At 58.8% G+C, this 15,023-nt stretch carries 10 protein-coding genes; 7 read left to right on the forward strand and 3 right to left on the reverse strand.

Going from position 1 to position 15,023, the window contains the following annotated elements; translation table 11 throughout:
- Positions 1-105: 105 nt before the first annotated feature.
- Positions 106-2,178, reverse strand: coding sequence for a Na+/H+ antiporter (locus tag F7D08_RS09185; protein WP_152210331.1), 2,073 nt, complete (start codon positions 2,176-2,178; stop codon positions 106-108).
- 120 nt (positions 2,179-2,298) lie between these two features.
- On the opposite strand from F7D08_RS09185, the gene F7D08_RS09190 reads away from it, so the two are divergent.
- Both F7D08_RS09190 and F7D08_RS09195 read left to right on the forward strand, forming a co-directional pair.
- The gene (locus F7D08_RS09190) at positions 2,299-2,820 is read left to right on the forward strand and encodes a nucleoside deaminase (protein ID WP_152210332.1); all 522 of its coding nucleotides are present in this window, start codon (positions 2,299-2,301) and stop codon (positions 2,818-2,820) included.
- A 120-nt stretch (positions 2,821-2,940) separates the two neighbouring features.
- Positions 2,941-5,268, forward strand: a complete 2,328-nt coding sequence (locus F7D08_RS09195; protein ID WP_152210333.1) for an alpha-galactosidase — start codon at positions 2,941-2,943, stop codon at positions 5,266-5,268.
- A gap of 199 nt (positions 5,269-5,467) precedes the next feature.
- On the opposite strand, the gene F7D08_RS09200 is transcribed toward F7D08_RS09195, so the two are convergent.
- Complete coding sequence (locus F7D08_RS09200; protein WP_152210334.1) at positions 5,468-6,682, reverse strand: ROK family protein; 1,215 nt, start codon at positions 6,680-6,682, stop codon at positions 5,468-5,470.
- Between the two features lie 179 nt (positions 6,683-6,861).
- Here F7D08_RS09200 and F7D08_RS09205 point away from each other — a divergent pair, with 179 nt between their 5' ends.
- The 5 genes from F7D08_RS09205 (at position 6,862) to ilvA (ending at position 13,657) form a co-directional block, all read left to right on the forward strand.
- On the forward strand, positions 6,862-8,151 hold the full coding sequence (locus F7D08_RS09205) for an ABC transporter substrate-binding protein (RefSeq protein WP_152210335.1): 1,290 nt from the start codon (positions 6,862-6,864) through the stop codon (positions 8,149-8,151).
- Between the two features lie 23 nt (positions 8,152-8,174).
- On the forward strand, positions 8,175-9,083 hold the full coding sequence (locus F7D08_RS09210; RefSeq protein ID WP_152210336.1) for a carbohydrate ABC transporter permease: 909 nt from the start codon (positions 8,175-8,177) through the stop codon (positions 9,081-9,083).
- A gap of 23 nt (positions 9,084-9,106) precedes the next feature.
- The gene (locus F7D08_RS09215; protein ID WP_152210337.1) at positions 9,107-9,964 is read left to right on the forward strand and encodes a carbohydrate ABC transporter permease; all 858 of its coding nucleotides are present in this window, start codon (positions 9,107-9,109) and stop codon (positions 9,962-9,964) included.
- A 321-nt stretch (positions 9,965-10,285) separates the two neighbouring features.
- Positions 10,286-12,109, forward strand: a complete 1,824-nt coding sequence (locus tag F7D08_RS09220; protein WP_152210338.1) for a glycoside hydrolase family 13 protein — start codon at positions 10,286-10,288, stop codon at positions 12,107-12,109.
- 282 nt (positions 12,110-12,391) lie between these two features.
- Entirely contained in the window at positions 12,392-13,657 is a 1,266-nt protein-coding gene (ilvA, locus tag F7D08_RS09225; RefSeq protein ID WP_152210339.1) for a threonine ammonia-lyase, read from the forward strand.
- A 164-nt stretch (positions 13,658-13,821) separates the two neighbouring features.
- Here the strand turns inward: ilvA and F7D08_RS09230 are convergent, their stop codons facing one another.
- Entirely contained in the window at positions 13,822-14,577 is a 756-nt protein-coding gene (locus F7D08_RS09230) for a Sir2 family NAD-dependent protein deacetylase (protein WP_152210340.1), read from the reverse strand.
- Between the last annotated feature and the right edge of the window lie 446 nt (positions 14,578-15,023).

A 15,023-nucleotide genomic window follows, 5' to 3' on the forward strand; every position in this document is an offset into this window, starting at 1 on the left:
GGGTTAGATGCCGGAATCGGCATCAACCTGCCGAGGCGTGTAGCGGACAGCCCGGTGGGCTGTCTGTAGCCGAGGGGAGCGGCTGTGCCGCGACGGTGATGTGGGTTAGATGCCGGAATCGGCATCAACCTGCATCACATAGATGTTGCGCCTCAGGGTTTTGGCCTGGGCTCGGTTGATGTCGCCGGCTTCGAGCATGTCCTGGATCACACCGAGTTCGATGGCGTAGCTTTCCTTCTTGACTTCCTCGACCTGCGTAATCATGGCCGCCGTGCCGCTCATATTCGGACGTGCCTGCAGGGAAGCCTCAGCACGACGATAATCCAACAGCAGTGCTGAGCAATGCTCGGTGTTATAGGTGCTATTGCCCATCTCATCGACCAAGCGGTCAATCACATGGTGAATGGCTTCCACCTGCAATTCGCGGGTGCGCGCAAAAATCTGATCCTCGCTCACCAACGGCGTGGTGTGGCGAATCTTGGAGATCGTACGCTTCGCATAGTTGTTCACGCGACGCTGCAGCATGCGTGCACGGCCGCGAATCTGCGACACCGCATGCCCAGACGTCGGGTCAGTGGAAGTGTGGCGAAGCGTGTTCATGATCTGATCGAGCATGCGCTCGCAGGCCTCCACATTCAACTCCTGCGTGGCGGCGTCGGTTGCAGGGTGGGCCTTGATATCCGCCAAGCGGTCGCGCACGAATTCCTTTTCCCAATGCAATGCTTCGATCTGCAGACGTTCCAATCCCTGCGGATCGGAGTCGCCATTGCGCTGCTTCAAACGGCTGATGCGCTTGGTGTACAAATCAATCACCATCAGCACAGCGCGGCGGTTCTCCGGCGTAATACGGCCGGTCAGCTCTTCTACGGTATTGCGCAGCACTTCAATCGTAATCGGAACCATTTCCGCGCTTGGATCTTTGCCGCGATTCGGAGCAAGTAGCGGCAGCAGGAAGTTCGCCAGAAGCAGTGTCACGATAATCACGCCGGATGCGATGAAAATCAATTCGTCACGCATCGGGAAATCAGCTCCGCCTGCAATGGAGTACGGGATGGTGAACATCAGCGAAAGCGTAATCGTGCCCTTCGGGCCTCCGAATGTCATCACTGCGGCAGAGCGCCAGCGCTCCAAGGTCATCTTGCGGCGCTTGCCGGTATTCACATCGCGCGCGATGCGCAGCATGGCCGCCACCCAGATGAAACGCAGCGCAATCACCACGGCAGTCACCAGCAGAATAATGCCAATCAGCAGCGTGTTATTGATGCGTGGGTCAGACCAGCTGGCCGTCATCGCCTGCGGCAATTGCATACCCAACAGAATGAACACGGCGCCATTAAGTGAGAAGCTCAGCACGCCCCACACCGACGACGACACAATATTCGTGCGCGCCACATTCGGGCCTACGCCGCTGCGATCGAACCGGATGAACAGACCGGCTGCCACCACGGCCAGAATGCCGGACACCTTGAATTCCTCGGCCCCCAAATACAGCAGGAACGGCAGGAACAGCTCCATCAGAATACGCGTGGTCGTGGTCTCCCAACCCAGCGAACGCACGGTCTCAAACACCCAATTGGCGAGGGCCGCCACCACCAGGCCGAAGATCGTGCCACCGAAGAACGACACCACAAACTCGCCGGCGGCCTGCCCCACGGCGAACTCACCGGTGAACGCTGCGGCCAGTGCGAACTGGAAGCCCACGATGCCGGATGCGTCATTAAACAGTGATTCGCCTTTTAGCACGCCTCGTTGACGCTGAGTCAATGAGGCCTCTTTGCCCAGAGAACTCACAGCTACCGCATCGGTCGGTCCCAGAGCCGCGCCCAATGCCAGCGCGGACGCCAGCGTGATCGCCGGCCACACGGTATGCAGCACAAAGCCCACGGCCACCATCGTCGCAATCGCCAGGCCAATCGCCAGCGAAAGGCTCAGCTTCAAGGTTTTCAGCAGGGCTGATTTATCGATTTCGTGCGCCTCGAGATACAGCAGCGGTGCAATGAACAGCACCATGAACAGTTCAGGATTCAGTCGCGCATTCGGGAAGAACGGCAGGTAGGCCACCAGCACGCCCAGCGCGATCTGCACCAGCGGTGTGGACACCTTCGGAATAAAGCGACTGGCGAACGAACTCACTACCACAGCCGCGATAATGCATAGGATGAGTTCGAATACTGCCATGACCGTCCTCTCGTTTCTCTCTCGGCTTCGCCCAGTATAGAAAACCTGTTGCTACAACGCGTTACGCCGTCCGCCGAAGTGGATGTCGGATTCGCATGGGCGCTCGCGTAGACTCGCAGTATGGCTTTGAACGTGGCATATGAGGAAGCGATGCGGCAAGCGATGGGACTGGCGCAACAAGCTGCATCAGCAGGCGACGTGCCGGTCGGCGCGGTGGTGCTGGACGCTTCCGGCAGGATTATCGGCCGCGGCTGCAACACCCGCGAAACCCACGGCGATCCGCTGGCCCACGCCGAAATTCTCGCGATGCGCGAGGCTGCGCAATCCCGCGCCCGGCACGCCGATAATGGCGACTCCGCAGCACATACGGGCTTGGAGGCCGCACCCGCACGTGCCTGGAATCTCGCCGACTGCACATTGGTGGTGACGCTGGAACCCTGCCCGATGTGCGCGGGTGCCTGCATCCAAACGCATATCGGCACGATTGTGTTCGGCGCATGGGATGCCAAACTTGGCGCATGCGGTTCGGTATGGGATATTCCGCGCGACCCTCACATCGGTCATGCCCCCGAAGTGCACGGCGGCATACTCGAGCGGGAATGCCAAACTCTCCTCACTGATTTCTTTGCAGCTCGCCGTTAGCCAAATACTTACTTGACTCAGCCAACACGCGGCATCGAGTCAACATATTCGATTCTTTCTACCATCGAATCAGCAGTACAGAACGCGCAAACCAGCAACGTCAAAGGAGACACGAGACCTATGGCTCACAACGAAACGCTGACCTTCACCGGTACCGCGGCGGATGGCACCCAGCTCACCGCCGTCTACCTCGCCCAGCCCACCGCCAATGTGGCAATCGGCTTGATTTTCGCGGGAAGCGAGCTGCCGCGCATCGTGCACTGGGGCCGCCCGCTCGCCAACCCCGAAACCCTGCTTGATGCCTATGATGCGCTGAAACCGCAGCGCGTCTCCGGTGCGCTCGACAACACCGCATGGCCGTCCGTGCTGCCCACGCAAGCTGAAAGCTGGATCGGCGAGCCGCGCGTGGTGTTGCGCCGCGCCGGCATCGAATTGTTCCCGAAGTTCACCGTGACCGATATCGAAACCGACGGTGTGCTCGACGCATCGCTTGATGCCACCAGTGCCGACGGCTACACCGACGTGACCGGCCACACCCGCACCACCGGCCCGATTCACGTGCCGGGCGTTGTGGTCGCTGCCGAAGACAAGGAAAACGGCATCGCCATCGCATGGCGACTCGAGCTGTTCGACGGTGGCCTGGTTCGCCAGAAGGCGACCGTCACCAACCTTGGAACACCGGAAAATGCCGAGGATTCAGTGGCCGCCAACCTTGAAGTCGGCAAAATCGAACTTGGATTCCCGGTGCCTGAGCTGGCCGGCGAAATCCTCACGACCACCGGCCATCATCTGCGCGAACGCAGCCCGCAGCGTCAGCCGCTGACCATCGGCCGATTCGAAAAGCCGCAGCTCGCCGGCCGCCCGGATTTCGATGCCAGCCTGCTGCTCACCGCCGGTGTACCCGGTTTCGGCTTCGAACATGGCGAGGCCTACTCCGTGCATGTGGGCTGGAGCGGCAACTCCGTGCTTTCCGCCGAACGTCTGCCATACACGCAGGGTATCATCGGCGGTGGCGAGCTCCTGTTTGGCGGAGAAGTGACCCTGACCCCGCAGGGTGAAGATGAGGGCGAGAGCTCTTATGCGACGCCATGGTTGTTCGGCTCGTTCGGAGACGGCCTGAACGAAATCGCCGCGCGCTTCCACGCCTATGTGCGTTCCCGCCACCCGCGTCTGTTCGCCAAGGGCCGCCCGGTGATTTTGAACACGTGGGAAGCCGTCTACTTCGACCATAACTTCGATACGCTGGCCGCGCTCGCCGACAAGGCCGCGGCCTCCGGCGTGGAACGATTCGTGGTGGATGATGGCTGGTTCGGCTCCCGCCGCGACGATACCTCGGGCCTTGGCGATTGGCAGATTTCCCAGGACGTCTGGCCGGACGGCGATAAGTCGCTGAAGTCGCTTGCCGATTATGTGCACGGTAAGGGCATGCAGTTCGGCCTGTGGTTCGAGCCGGAAATGGTCAATATTGATTCCGATGTGGTGCGTGCCCATCCTGATTGGATTCTTTCGCCCACGGCCGGACGCCTGCCGATGCAGGGCCGCAGCCAGCAGGTGCTTGACCTGACCAATCCCACAGCATTCGATTACGTATTCCATGCAATGGATTCGTTGGTCGGCGAGCTCAGGATCGACTACATCAAGTGGGATCACAACAAGCTGGTAACCGAGCCCGGTTCCCGTTACTCCGGCCGCCCGGCCGTGCATGCGCAGACGCTCGCCGTATATGAGATCTTCAAAGGGTTGAAGCTCAATCATCCGGGTCTGGAAATCGAAAGCTGCTCGTCCGGCGGCGGCCGTGTGGATCTCGGCATTCTGGAATACGCCGACCGTATCTGGGCGTCCGACTGCGTGGACCCGGTGGAGCGTGCGGACATCCAGCGCTACACCTCGTTGCTGGTGCCACCTGCCATGATGGGTGAACATGTGGGTGCCAGCCCGGCCCACTCCACGCAACGCGCCACCAGCCAGGAGCTGCGCATGGCGATGGCGTTCTTCGGCCACATGGGCATCGAATGGAACCTGCTCAAGGAGCCGGAGGACGCGCTTGCCAAGCTCGCCGTGTGGGTGGCCGAGTTCAAGAAGCATCGCGACTGGTTCGCCATCGACACCTGCGTGCATGCGGACGCCAACGATCCGGCCGTGCGCTTGGACGGCATGGTGATGCCGAGCCGGGATGCCGCGATTTACCGCTTCACGCAGCTGACCACCGGGCAGACCTACCCGGCAGCTCCGGTTCGGCTCCCCGGGCTTGACCCTGACCGCCGCTACCGTGTGAGCCCGCTCGACCCGAGCCTCGACCTGACCGGCTTAGCCAATGGTCAGAGCCCGCTCGGTTGGTGGAACGGAGATGGTGTGGTGATGACCGGCGAAGCCCTGCAGCGTTACGGCATCCGTCCGCCGTCCCTTCACCCCCAGCAGGCCGTCCTGTTCAAAGCGGTAGCTCTATAGACTGTAGGATTTCCAACACTGACTGTAGGTTTTTGAACGAAATTCGTTCAAAAACCTACAGTGACCGTTGAAAAACCTACAGTCAGTGTTCAAAAACCTACAGTGAAATAGGCGGAGGGGCGAATATATGGACGATGTCGCGTCTAATGCACTGATAAATCGTCCAATACGCCGGTGAATCAGCTAATACACCGATAAATCAGCCAATATGCTTCACGATGACGCGGCTGGCAGCGGCCTTGGCCCATAGCTGCCAGTCGTGATTCACTATCGTGAATTTCACAGGCTGGGTCTGGCTATGGCGATAATACCGAATACCGTCACGCAGCGAATCAGTGCCGATTTTGGCCAAAAACGCGGATTCGCCGGCAATCATCACATGCCCAGGCATGGCGATATTCGCCACCATCGCTACCAAAGCACCCAATCGGAAGCAGGTGCGATGCACCAACTGGTTAGCCTGCGGCACCCGGGCGCGAGCGTCACGGGCAAAATCCTCAAACGTCACCGGCCTACCCACAATCGCGGAATATTGCTCGGCGATGGAATCGTCAGTCAGACATTGCGAACAGCCGATATGTCCACTCACGCAGCGCGGCCCCTCCGGATCCACCAGCACATGACCCACCAGGCCATAGCTCTTATCCGGGTAGCTCACCGGCTCGCCATGCACAGCCAATGAATAGCCCACGCCTACGCCGATTGTCACCACGGCGAACATATCCAGGCCGACGCCTGGGCCAAACCAGGAGGCGTCCACTAAGAGCGAATCAATATCATTGAACACCCCACAGGGCAGTCCGGTAGCGTTCCCGACCATTGCGCCCAAATCCGTCGGGCCGTCCCAATGCAGGAACGGCGCAAACGTCACTACGGAATCATCCACCACATGACCGCCCACAGCCACGCCGACCGCAGTGGGAGAGGGCAGGCCGGCCGCGGCAACATCATCCGAGCAGGCGGCAGTCAGCTGGGCAATCGCATCCGCCACATATTCCGGCGACTGATCCTCGCCGATCGGCAGTTCATGACGATCGGACACCACCTCGCCATGAGCGTTCACCGCGGCGGACACAATCGACGTGCCGTGCACCTTCACGCCTACGAATGTGCGCGCATTGGAGCACAGTACCAGCGAAGTCTGCGGCCGGCCGCGCCTATCCGAGCTTTCCTTCGGTATAAAACGTTCCGGCAATTTGCCGACTCGACCGGCGGTTGCGCTCGCTGGCAGCTCTTCAATCACCCCAGCGTAAATCAGATCACTGGTAATGCGGGAGAGCGCCCCCTGGCTCAGTCCCAGCATTTGCGCCAACGTGGTGCGAGCAATCGGACCATACTGTGCCACAGCCGCAGCTACGCGATGCGTATGTTCAGAACCGGAAAACCATTGTGGAATCGCATTGGAATCAGCCAACTCATGCCCCTTTGCGAAAGAATTAATTGCGTTAATCACAAAATACCGCGTTTTTACTTTCGTGCGCAAGCAGGCTCGCGCACGCTGGGAATGAAAACCCGAAATCGTTACCTTTGAGAGTGGAGGAATTGCCACTGGCATTGGAGCTAGTGGTGGAAGGAAAGACAAAGGAGTCAGCAATGCTGTCAGATTCCCTGTACCCAACTTCCAGACTGAAGCGTTTAGGCGTGCGCGTGGCCGCAACGGTGTGCGCGCTCGCTGTGGGCTTTGGCCTGGCAGGCTGCGGTTCAAGCACCGCAGGAACCGTCACTCTCGACTTCTTCCAGTTCAAGTCCGAGGCCGCAGACACGTTCAAGGCCATCGTGCAGGACTTTGAGAAGCAGAACCCGACCATCAAGGTCAACATCAACAACTCCGCCAACGCGCAGACCGATCTGCGCACCCGCTTCGTCAAGAACCGTGTGCCGGACGTCATCACCTTCAACGGCGACATCAGCTTCGGTATGTTCGCCGCATCCGGCGTCTTCTACGATTTCACCGACGAGCCGATCGTGGACGAACTCAACCCCGGCATGGTGAACATCGCCAAGAACCTGGTGCAGACCACCGACCCAGCCAAGAAGCGCCTGTACGGCCTGCCATTCGCCGGCAACGCCTCCGGCTACATCTACAACAAGGACCTCTTCAAGCAGGTCGGCCTCGATCCGGAGAACCCGCCGACCACTTGGAGTGAGTTCACTGACATGCTCAACACGTTCAAGGCCGCTGGCATCAACCCGCTGCAAGGTTCCGTGGCCGATGCTTGGACCACGCAGGCTCCGCTCGCCTCGCTCGCCGGCACCCTGGTTCCTGAAACCAAGTACACCGAGCTGAAGCAAGGCAAGACCACCTTCCAGGAACTATGGAAGACCACGGTCGAGAAAGAAGCCGAACTGTTCACCTACTCCACCGAAGACACCGGCGTCACCTATCAGCAGGGCACGCAGAGCTTCGCGCAGGGCAAGGCAGCAATCATTCCGCTGGGTACTTACGCGATTCCGCAGATTCTGCTGATCAACAAAGACATCAACCTTGGCTTTGCGCAGATGCCGGCCACCGATGATGCCAGCGAGCAGATCCTCACCGCGGGCGACGACGTGATGCTGACCATCGGTGCCAACACCAAGCACAAGGCTGAGGCGATGAAGCTCGTGGAATTCATGATGCAGAAGGAGCAGCTGGATTCCTACGCCGACGCCCAGTCCGCCATCACCCCGCTCAAGGACACCTACTTCGGCAACTCCGCGCTCGAGACCGTGCGTCCGTTCTTCGAGGAGAACCGTCTGGCCGACTTCTGCGACCACTACATCCCCTCATCCATCAACATCGGCGGCTACCTGCAGACCATGGTCACCTCCGGCAACACCGACCGATTCCTGAACCAGATGCAGACCGAATGGGACAAGGTCCAGGCCAGGACCTTCGAGTGACGAGTAGGAGAGGAGAGTAAATCATGTCTAACGCAAATAAGCCCGCCAAAAAGAAGGTGGATGCCTTCTCCAAGCGCAAGGTTGACCCGGCCTACTACTGGATGGCTGTGCCCGCCGCCATCATCTTCGCCTTCTTCCTGTACCTGCCGTTCGTGGACGGTGTGAAGTACTCCTTCACCAACTCCCAGGGCTACGGCGACTACAAGTTCATCGGTTTCAAGAACTACATCGCCCTGTTCCAAGATAATCGCGTAGGCCACGCCTACCTGTTCACGCTGCTTATCGCAGTGGCCATCACCGTGCTCATCAACGTCATCGCGTTGTTCCTCTCGGTGCTGCTGAACTCCAAGATTGCCTTCAAGAACGGCTTCCGCGCGATCTTCTTCGTGCCCTACACCCTCTCCGTGCTGGTCATCGGCTACGTGTTCAAGTACATCTTCATGAACCCGCTGCCTGAACTCGGCAAGGCGCTTGGCATCGAATGGCTGTCTACCTCGCTCTTGACCAACGAGGAGCTGAGCTGGATTCCGATCGTCTTCCTCGCCGTGTGGCAGGGTGTGGCCTACTCCGTGCTCATCTATCTCGCCGGTTTGCAGACCATTGACGACGAAATCTATGAGGCTGCCGCCATCGATGGCGTCAACGCTTGGCAGAAGTTCTGGAAGATCACCTTCCCGCTGATTGGACCGTTCTTCACCATCAACCTCGTACTCTCCATGAAGAACGCGCTCGGCACGTTCGACCAGGTGGTGGCATTGACCGATGGCGGCCCGAACTCGGCCACGGAAACGGTCACCTACCTCATCTGGAAGGGCGGCCTGACCGGTGGCGAATATGCCTACCAGACCGCTAACGCCGTGCTCTTCTTCATCGTTCTGGCCATTATCGCCTTCGTACAGCTGCGCATCTCCCGCAACCAGGAACAGATCTGATTCACGCGGGGAGAGGATTCATTATGACTACTGCAACCGTTACTTCGTCTCCTAAGTCCGGGTTCCGCAAGGACCACAACATCAACTGGTGGCTGACCGCAGCCGTGGCCGTGCTCTCGCTGACGATTCTGGTGCCGCTGTACTTCACCGTCGTCACCGCGCTGAAGACCCCGGCCGAAGCCGGCACGTTCGCCCTGCCTACCTCATGGCAGTGGGGCAACTTCGCCGACGCCTCCGCCAAAGTCAACTATCCAAAGGCTGCGCTCAACTCCGCGATCATTACGGTTGCCGCCGTGGTGCTCACGCTGCTGACCAACACCTTCGTGGCGTACGCTGTGGCCCGAAACATGGATAAGCGTTTCTTCCGCTTCCTGTACTACTTCTTCATCGCCGCCATGTTCGTGCCGTTCCCGGTCGTCATGCTGCCGATCGCCAAGCAGATGGGCTCCCTGCACTTGGACAATCAGATTGGTCTGATCATCCTGTACACCGTGCTCGGTTTGGGCACCAACCTGTTTATCGCGACTGGATTCATTCGTTCGATTCCGGTCTCCTTGGAAGAGGCGGCGCGCATCGATGGCGCTTCCACCTGGCGTATTTTCTGGACCATCATCTTCCCGCTGATGAGCCCGATCAACGCCACCATTGCCATCCTGACCGCGCTGTGGGCATGGAACGACTTCCTCCTGCCGTTGATCGTTTTGACTGACCAGTCGAACCAGACGATTCCGTTGGCCCAGTACGTCTTCAGCTCCCAGTTCGCCACCAACTATCCGATGGCCTTCTCCAGCTACTTGATGGCCATGGCCCCAATCCTCGTCGTCTACGTCTTCGCCCAAAAGTGGGTTGTTGGAGGTGTGATGAGAGGCGCCGTTAAGTAAAGGCAACTAGGTTAGTGCACAAGATGGCTCCCTCTGATGGGACCGAGCCGTTAAATAAACAGCCCGGTGGGCTGTTTATAGGTGAGGTGCTTGACGTAGTCAAGCCGTAAAACTATGGGCAAGGCCCATCCGTAATTGCAGGACGAGCTGTCAGCGAAGCTGACTGAGGGAGAGACCAAAAATCAGATTGCGGGCGGAGCCCGTCCGTAATTACTTTCCGGCACGCCCGTTAAACAGCCCGATGGGAATAAAACCATCGGGCTGTTTCAATAATTACCAAGCAGTAATAATCAATGATGATTTACCAGAAAGGCCACAACGATGACTAACGCACAGCGCATCGAAATCCCCGATTCCGTTCGTACCAACGGCGCCACCCCGAATCCATGGTGGTCCAACGCCGTGGTCTATCAGGTGTACCCGCGCTCCTTCCAGGACACTAATGGCGATGGCCTGGGCGATATCAAAGGCATCACCTCGCGCCTCGATTACTTGGCCGATCTCGGCGTAGATGTGGTCTGGCTGTCCCCGGTCTACAAGTCCCCGCAGGACGACAACGGTTACGACATCTCCGATTATCAGGACATCGATCCGCTCTTCGGCTCCCTCGAAGACATGGACGAGCTGCTGGCCGAAGCCCACAAGCGTGGTCTGAAGATCGTGATGGATCTGGTCGTGAACCACACCTCCGACGAGCACGCCTGGTTCCAGGCTTCCAAGGACAAGAACGACCCACATGCCGACTGGTACTGGTGGCGTCCGGCCCGTCCGGGCTTCGAACCCGGCACCCCGGGGGCTGAGCCGAACCAGTGGGGCTCCTACTTCGGTGGGTCCGCTTGGGAATACTGCCCGGAGCGTGGCGAATACTTCTTCCACCAGTACTCCAAGAAGCAGCCTGATTTGAACTGGGAGAACCCGGCTGTGCGTCACGCCGTGTACGACATGATGAACTGGTGGATGGATCGCGGCATCGACGGCTTCCGCATGGACGTCATCACCCAGATTTCTAAGACCATCGATAAGAATGGCAAGCTGCCGGGCGAACCGGGCTCTGAAATCGAGGATTACCCGGTTGGTCCTGAGGGCTATTCTTCCCCGTTCCCGTGGTGCTCGGACGGTCCGCGCGTGGATGAGTTCCTTGCTGAAATGCGTCGTGAAGTCTTCGAGAAGCGCGAGGGCTACATGAACGTGGGCGAGGCTCCGGGCGTGGTCCCGGCCCGCAACGAGCACATCACTGACCCAGCCAACCGCGAACTGGATATGCTGTTCCTCTTCGACCACGTTGGTGTGGACCAGAAGCCGACTTCCAAGTGGGACGTTGTGCCGTTCGAAGTCAAGAACCTGCGCGAGAAGATGGCCGGTCAGCAGGAGGCCGTAAAGAACGCCGGCTGGGCCAGCCTGTTCTTCTGCAACCATGATCAGCCACGCGTGGTCTCCCGTTGGGGCGATGACACCACCGAGGAGAACCGTGTGCTGTCCGCCAAGGCCTTCGGTCTGCTGCTCCACATGCACCGCGGCACCCCATACATCTACCAGGGCGAAGAGCTCGGTATGACTGGCGCACACTTCAAGAGCCTCGATCAGTACCGTGATCTGGAGGCTCTGAACGCCTACCGTCAACGTGTGGAAGAGGCCAAGATTCAAACTCCTGAATCGATGATGGACGCCCTCGAGCTCATCGGCCGCGATAACGCCCGTACCCCGATGCAGTGGGATGGTTCGAAGTACGCCGGCTTCACTTCGCCGGATGCCGCCACTGAACCATGGATTTCCGTGAATCCGAACCATGCGGAAATCAACGCGGCCAGCGAATTCGACGACCCGAGCTCCGTCTACTCGTTCTACAAGCAGCTCATCGCACTGCGTCACGAGAAGGCGGTGATTGCCGCCGGCGAGTGGAACCTCATCGACGCCGACGACGAGCACGTATACGCCTTCACCCGTACGCTGGGCAAGGATCGCTTGCTGGTGGTGGTCAACCTGTCTGGCCGTACGGTCGATTTGCCGCACGATGCCGCCGAACTGGCCGCAGCTGGCGTCACCGAGCCGGATGTGCTGATCAGCAACTATGACGCTAGCCACACGGTCGTATCCCTCGCCAACAACGAGCTCGACCCGTGGGAGGCCGCCGTCATCCAGCTGTAAATTGGCTGGCGGCCAGCGGTAAACCGGCCAACAGATAGGTATCTCGCCTGCGAGGGGTTGATTTCCGCCTACCGGAAGGTCTATCTCCTTTACAAGGGGTTGTATATCGCGTGAGCCCTGAGTATGAATGTTGCAATATCAGCGTTCATACTCAGGGTTTTGCGCTATAGGAACCCCTCGTAAAGCAGATAGATGTCTTTCAACATTGAAATCAACCCCTCATAAGCGAGATATCGAGATATCCAGCGTTCTTCGGCGGTCCGCCGCCTACAATTACCCACTATGGAACAAAAGGACGTTTTGAAAGCGCTGCAACGTGATCACGCAGCGGAACTGAAGCTCGCCGCCGAACGACTCAAGGGCACCGCCCGCCACACGGAAATCATTCCCTCCCCAACGTTGAGTGAAATGACGGGCCATGAGATTCTCCTGAAGCCCGAAAACCTCCAGGTCACCGGTTCGTTCAAGATTCGCGGTGCCTACAACAAGATCGCATCCCTCACCGAAGAGCAGCTTTCTCACGGCATCGTCACCGCTTCCGCCGGCAACCACGCCCAAGGTGTGGCATATGCCGCTCGCGAACGCGGTGCCAAGGCCACCATCTGCATGCCGCAGATCACCCCGCCGCTCAAGGTGGATGCCACCAAGGCCTATGGCGCCGACGTGGTGCTCTACGGTGATGTGTTCGATGAAGCCGCCGCCCATGCCGCCGAACTCGCCAAAACCGAAGGCATGATTTACGTGCCGCCGTTCGATGACTACGAGGTTATCTGCGGCCAGGGCACCATTGGCTTGGAAATCCTCGAAGATGTGCCGAACGTCACCGACGTGGTCGTGCCGCTTGGCGGCGGCGGCCTCGGCGCCGGCGTGGCGCTCGCCATCAAGACGTTCAAGCCGGAAGTGCGTGTGATCGGCGCCATTCCGGAAGGCAGCCTTGCCTGGAAGAACTCGTTCGCTGCCGGCCGCGTCACCGAAGCCGATCAGGTGGTGACCTCCGCGGAAGGCGTCGCTGTCAAGCACCCGGGCGACCTGCCGTATGCGCTGCTCAATGAATTCCTTGATGATCTCGTCACTGTTACCGAGCGAGATATCAACGAGATGATTCTGCTCATGCTCGAAAAGCACAAGCTTGTGGTCGAGGCCGCCGGTGCCGTGTCTCTGGCCGCGCTGGAGCACTTGAACCTGCGCTCCCGCAAGTTTGCTGCCGCGTCCGGCCCGCATGTGGTGGTGCCGATTATGTCCGGCGGCAACATCGATACGGTCACGATGGGTGCCGTGATTCAAAAGGGCATGATTGCCCGCGGCCGCATTATGAACTTCGAGGTCGAGCTTCCCGATACGCCGGGCCAGCTGGTTAAGGTTGCTACGCTGCTCGCCAAGGAACGTGCGAACGTGATTGCCCTTGATCACGATCAGTTCAAGGCATCCGGCCATTACACCAACGCGGTGTCGCTCGGCGTCACGGTCGAGACCAACGGCCCGGACCACATCGATCGTATCCTTGCCGCGCTCAAGGAAGCCGGCTTCCAGCCCAAGCGCATTTACTGATAACTCATTTTGCGCGTGATAGCCGCGAAAGGCTGTGGCACGATATTCCCGACATAATCAAGGCCGTTCGGCTGAGATTACGGTCGGAAACATCACGCCACAGCCCTTCGCTCTGTTCTGCGAATACTACGTTCGGCGTAGTGTCAATACGAGGCGATTATCGATTACTGTGCTGCCGCAATCGTCTCATCCACCAGTTTGGGCAGCGCCACTGCGATGTCTTCGTGAATCAGTCGCGTGGCCAGTCGGTCATACTGCGTGCGTCCCATGTTCATGATGGTGATTGGCACGCCCGCCTGCGCGGCGACCGGCACGATGCTTGCCGCCGGGTACACCTCCAATGTGGAGCCGATAACCCACAGTTCGTCAGCCTTGGTGGCACGGTCGTACGACTTCTCCATCGCGCCGTCCGGCAGCGCTTCGCCGAAATACACCACATCCGTTTTGATGATGCCGTTGCATGGCATATCGCCGTGGTACTTGAGCTTGCGATGGCAGTGCGGATCAGGTTCCTCATCCAGCCGCGCCATGATGTCCGCGGTGTTGTACTTCTGGTGGCACTTCATGCAATGCGAAGTACCGATGGTGCCGTGCAGGTTGACAATGATGTCTGGGCTATTGCCTGCCTTCTCGTGCAATGCATCGAAATTCTGCGTAGCCAGCAAGGTGAGCATGCCGGCCTTCTCGAGTTTGACTAGTGCCTTATGTGCGGCGCCCGGTTGTGCATTCCATACCGGTGACTCTTTCTGCCAACGCCAGGAGTATTCGCGATCCTCCTTGTTGGCCATAAACAAGTCGATGTCATAGACGCTGGTTTGCTCAGGGTGCTTGGTCCAAACACCATCCGGTCCGCGGAAGTCAGGAATGCCGGCAGAAGTCGAGATGCCAGCGCCGGTCAATACTGCGATTTTCTTAGTCATGACTACAGGTATACCCGGTTTCGATGAACGGGAGGTGATGGATTCGGACGCGATACTTCCTGAATTGACGAGAATGTGTCTCATATTTCTGGATTTGTTCAATCCAAGGACACGTTGAAGGCGTATGTTGTGCGTAGCAGAGCGTTGGAAGATTAAAATGGCTCTGTGCGACACGCCGAGGGAGGCGCGCTATGATGCCGTTTCCCAGAGTCTTTCGCGCCCTGATTTGCGTTTGTTTTGGTTGTCGTGTAAGTTATTCACCTGTTGCCGCTCGGCACGGCGGGTTCCGGTTCCTGATGGTTCGGGGGTTGGCTTGCTGGTGTGGTGGTGGTTTGAGAACTCAAGAGCGTGTTTGTACTACTTCTTTATAGTCAATGATTGCCAGCTTGCTGCCAGCCTGGCCGGTTTGGTCGGGTGCCCTAGCGGGTTGAATGGCGGTGAGGTTT

Origin of the sequence: Bifidobacterium cebidarum, from assembly GCF_009193305.1 — a bacterium.
Taxonomy (GTDB): domain Bacteria; phylum Actinomycetota; class Actinomycetes; order Actinomycetales; family Bifidobacteriaceae; genus Bifidobacterium; species Bifidobacterium cebidarum.

Coding starts and splice junctions, on each gene's coding strand:
- F7D08_RS09210 (WP_152210336.1), top strand. CDS start 8,175: ATGTCTAACGCAAATAAGCCCGCCAAAAAGAAGGTGGATGCCTTCTCC.
- F7D08_RS09230 (WP_152210340.1), bottom strand. CDS start 14,577: ATGACTAAGAAAATCGCAGTATTGACCGGCGCTGGCATCTCGACTTCT.
- F7D08_RS09205 (WP_152210335.1), top strand. CDS start 6,862: ATGCTGTCAGATTCCCTGTACCCAACTTCCAGACTGAAGCGTTTAGGC.
- F7D08_RS09185 (WP_152210331.1), bottom strand. CDS start 2,178: ATGGCAGTATTCGAACTCATCCTATGCATTATCGCGGCTGTGGTAGTG.
- F7D08_RS09195 (WP_152210333.1), top strand. CDS start 2,941: ATGGCTCACAACGAAACGCTGACCTTCACCGGTACCGCGGCGGATGGC.
- F7D08_RS09190 (WP_152210332.1), top strand. CDS start 2,299: ATGGCTTTGAACGTGGCATATGAGGAAGCGATGCGGCAAGCGATGGGA.
- ilvA (WP_152210339.1), top strand. CDS start 12,392: ATGGAACAAAAGGACGTTTTGAAAGCGCTGCAACGTGATCACGCAGCG.
- F7D08_RS09215 (WP_152210337.1), top strand. CDS start 9,107: ATGACTACTGCAACCGTTACTTCGTCTCCTAAGTCCGGGTTCCGCAAG.
- F7D08_RS09220 (WP_152210338.1), top strand. CDS start 10,286: ATGACTAACGCACAGCGCATCGAAATCCCCGATTCCGTTCGTACCAAC.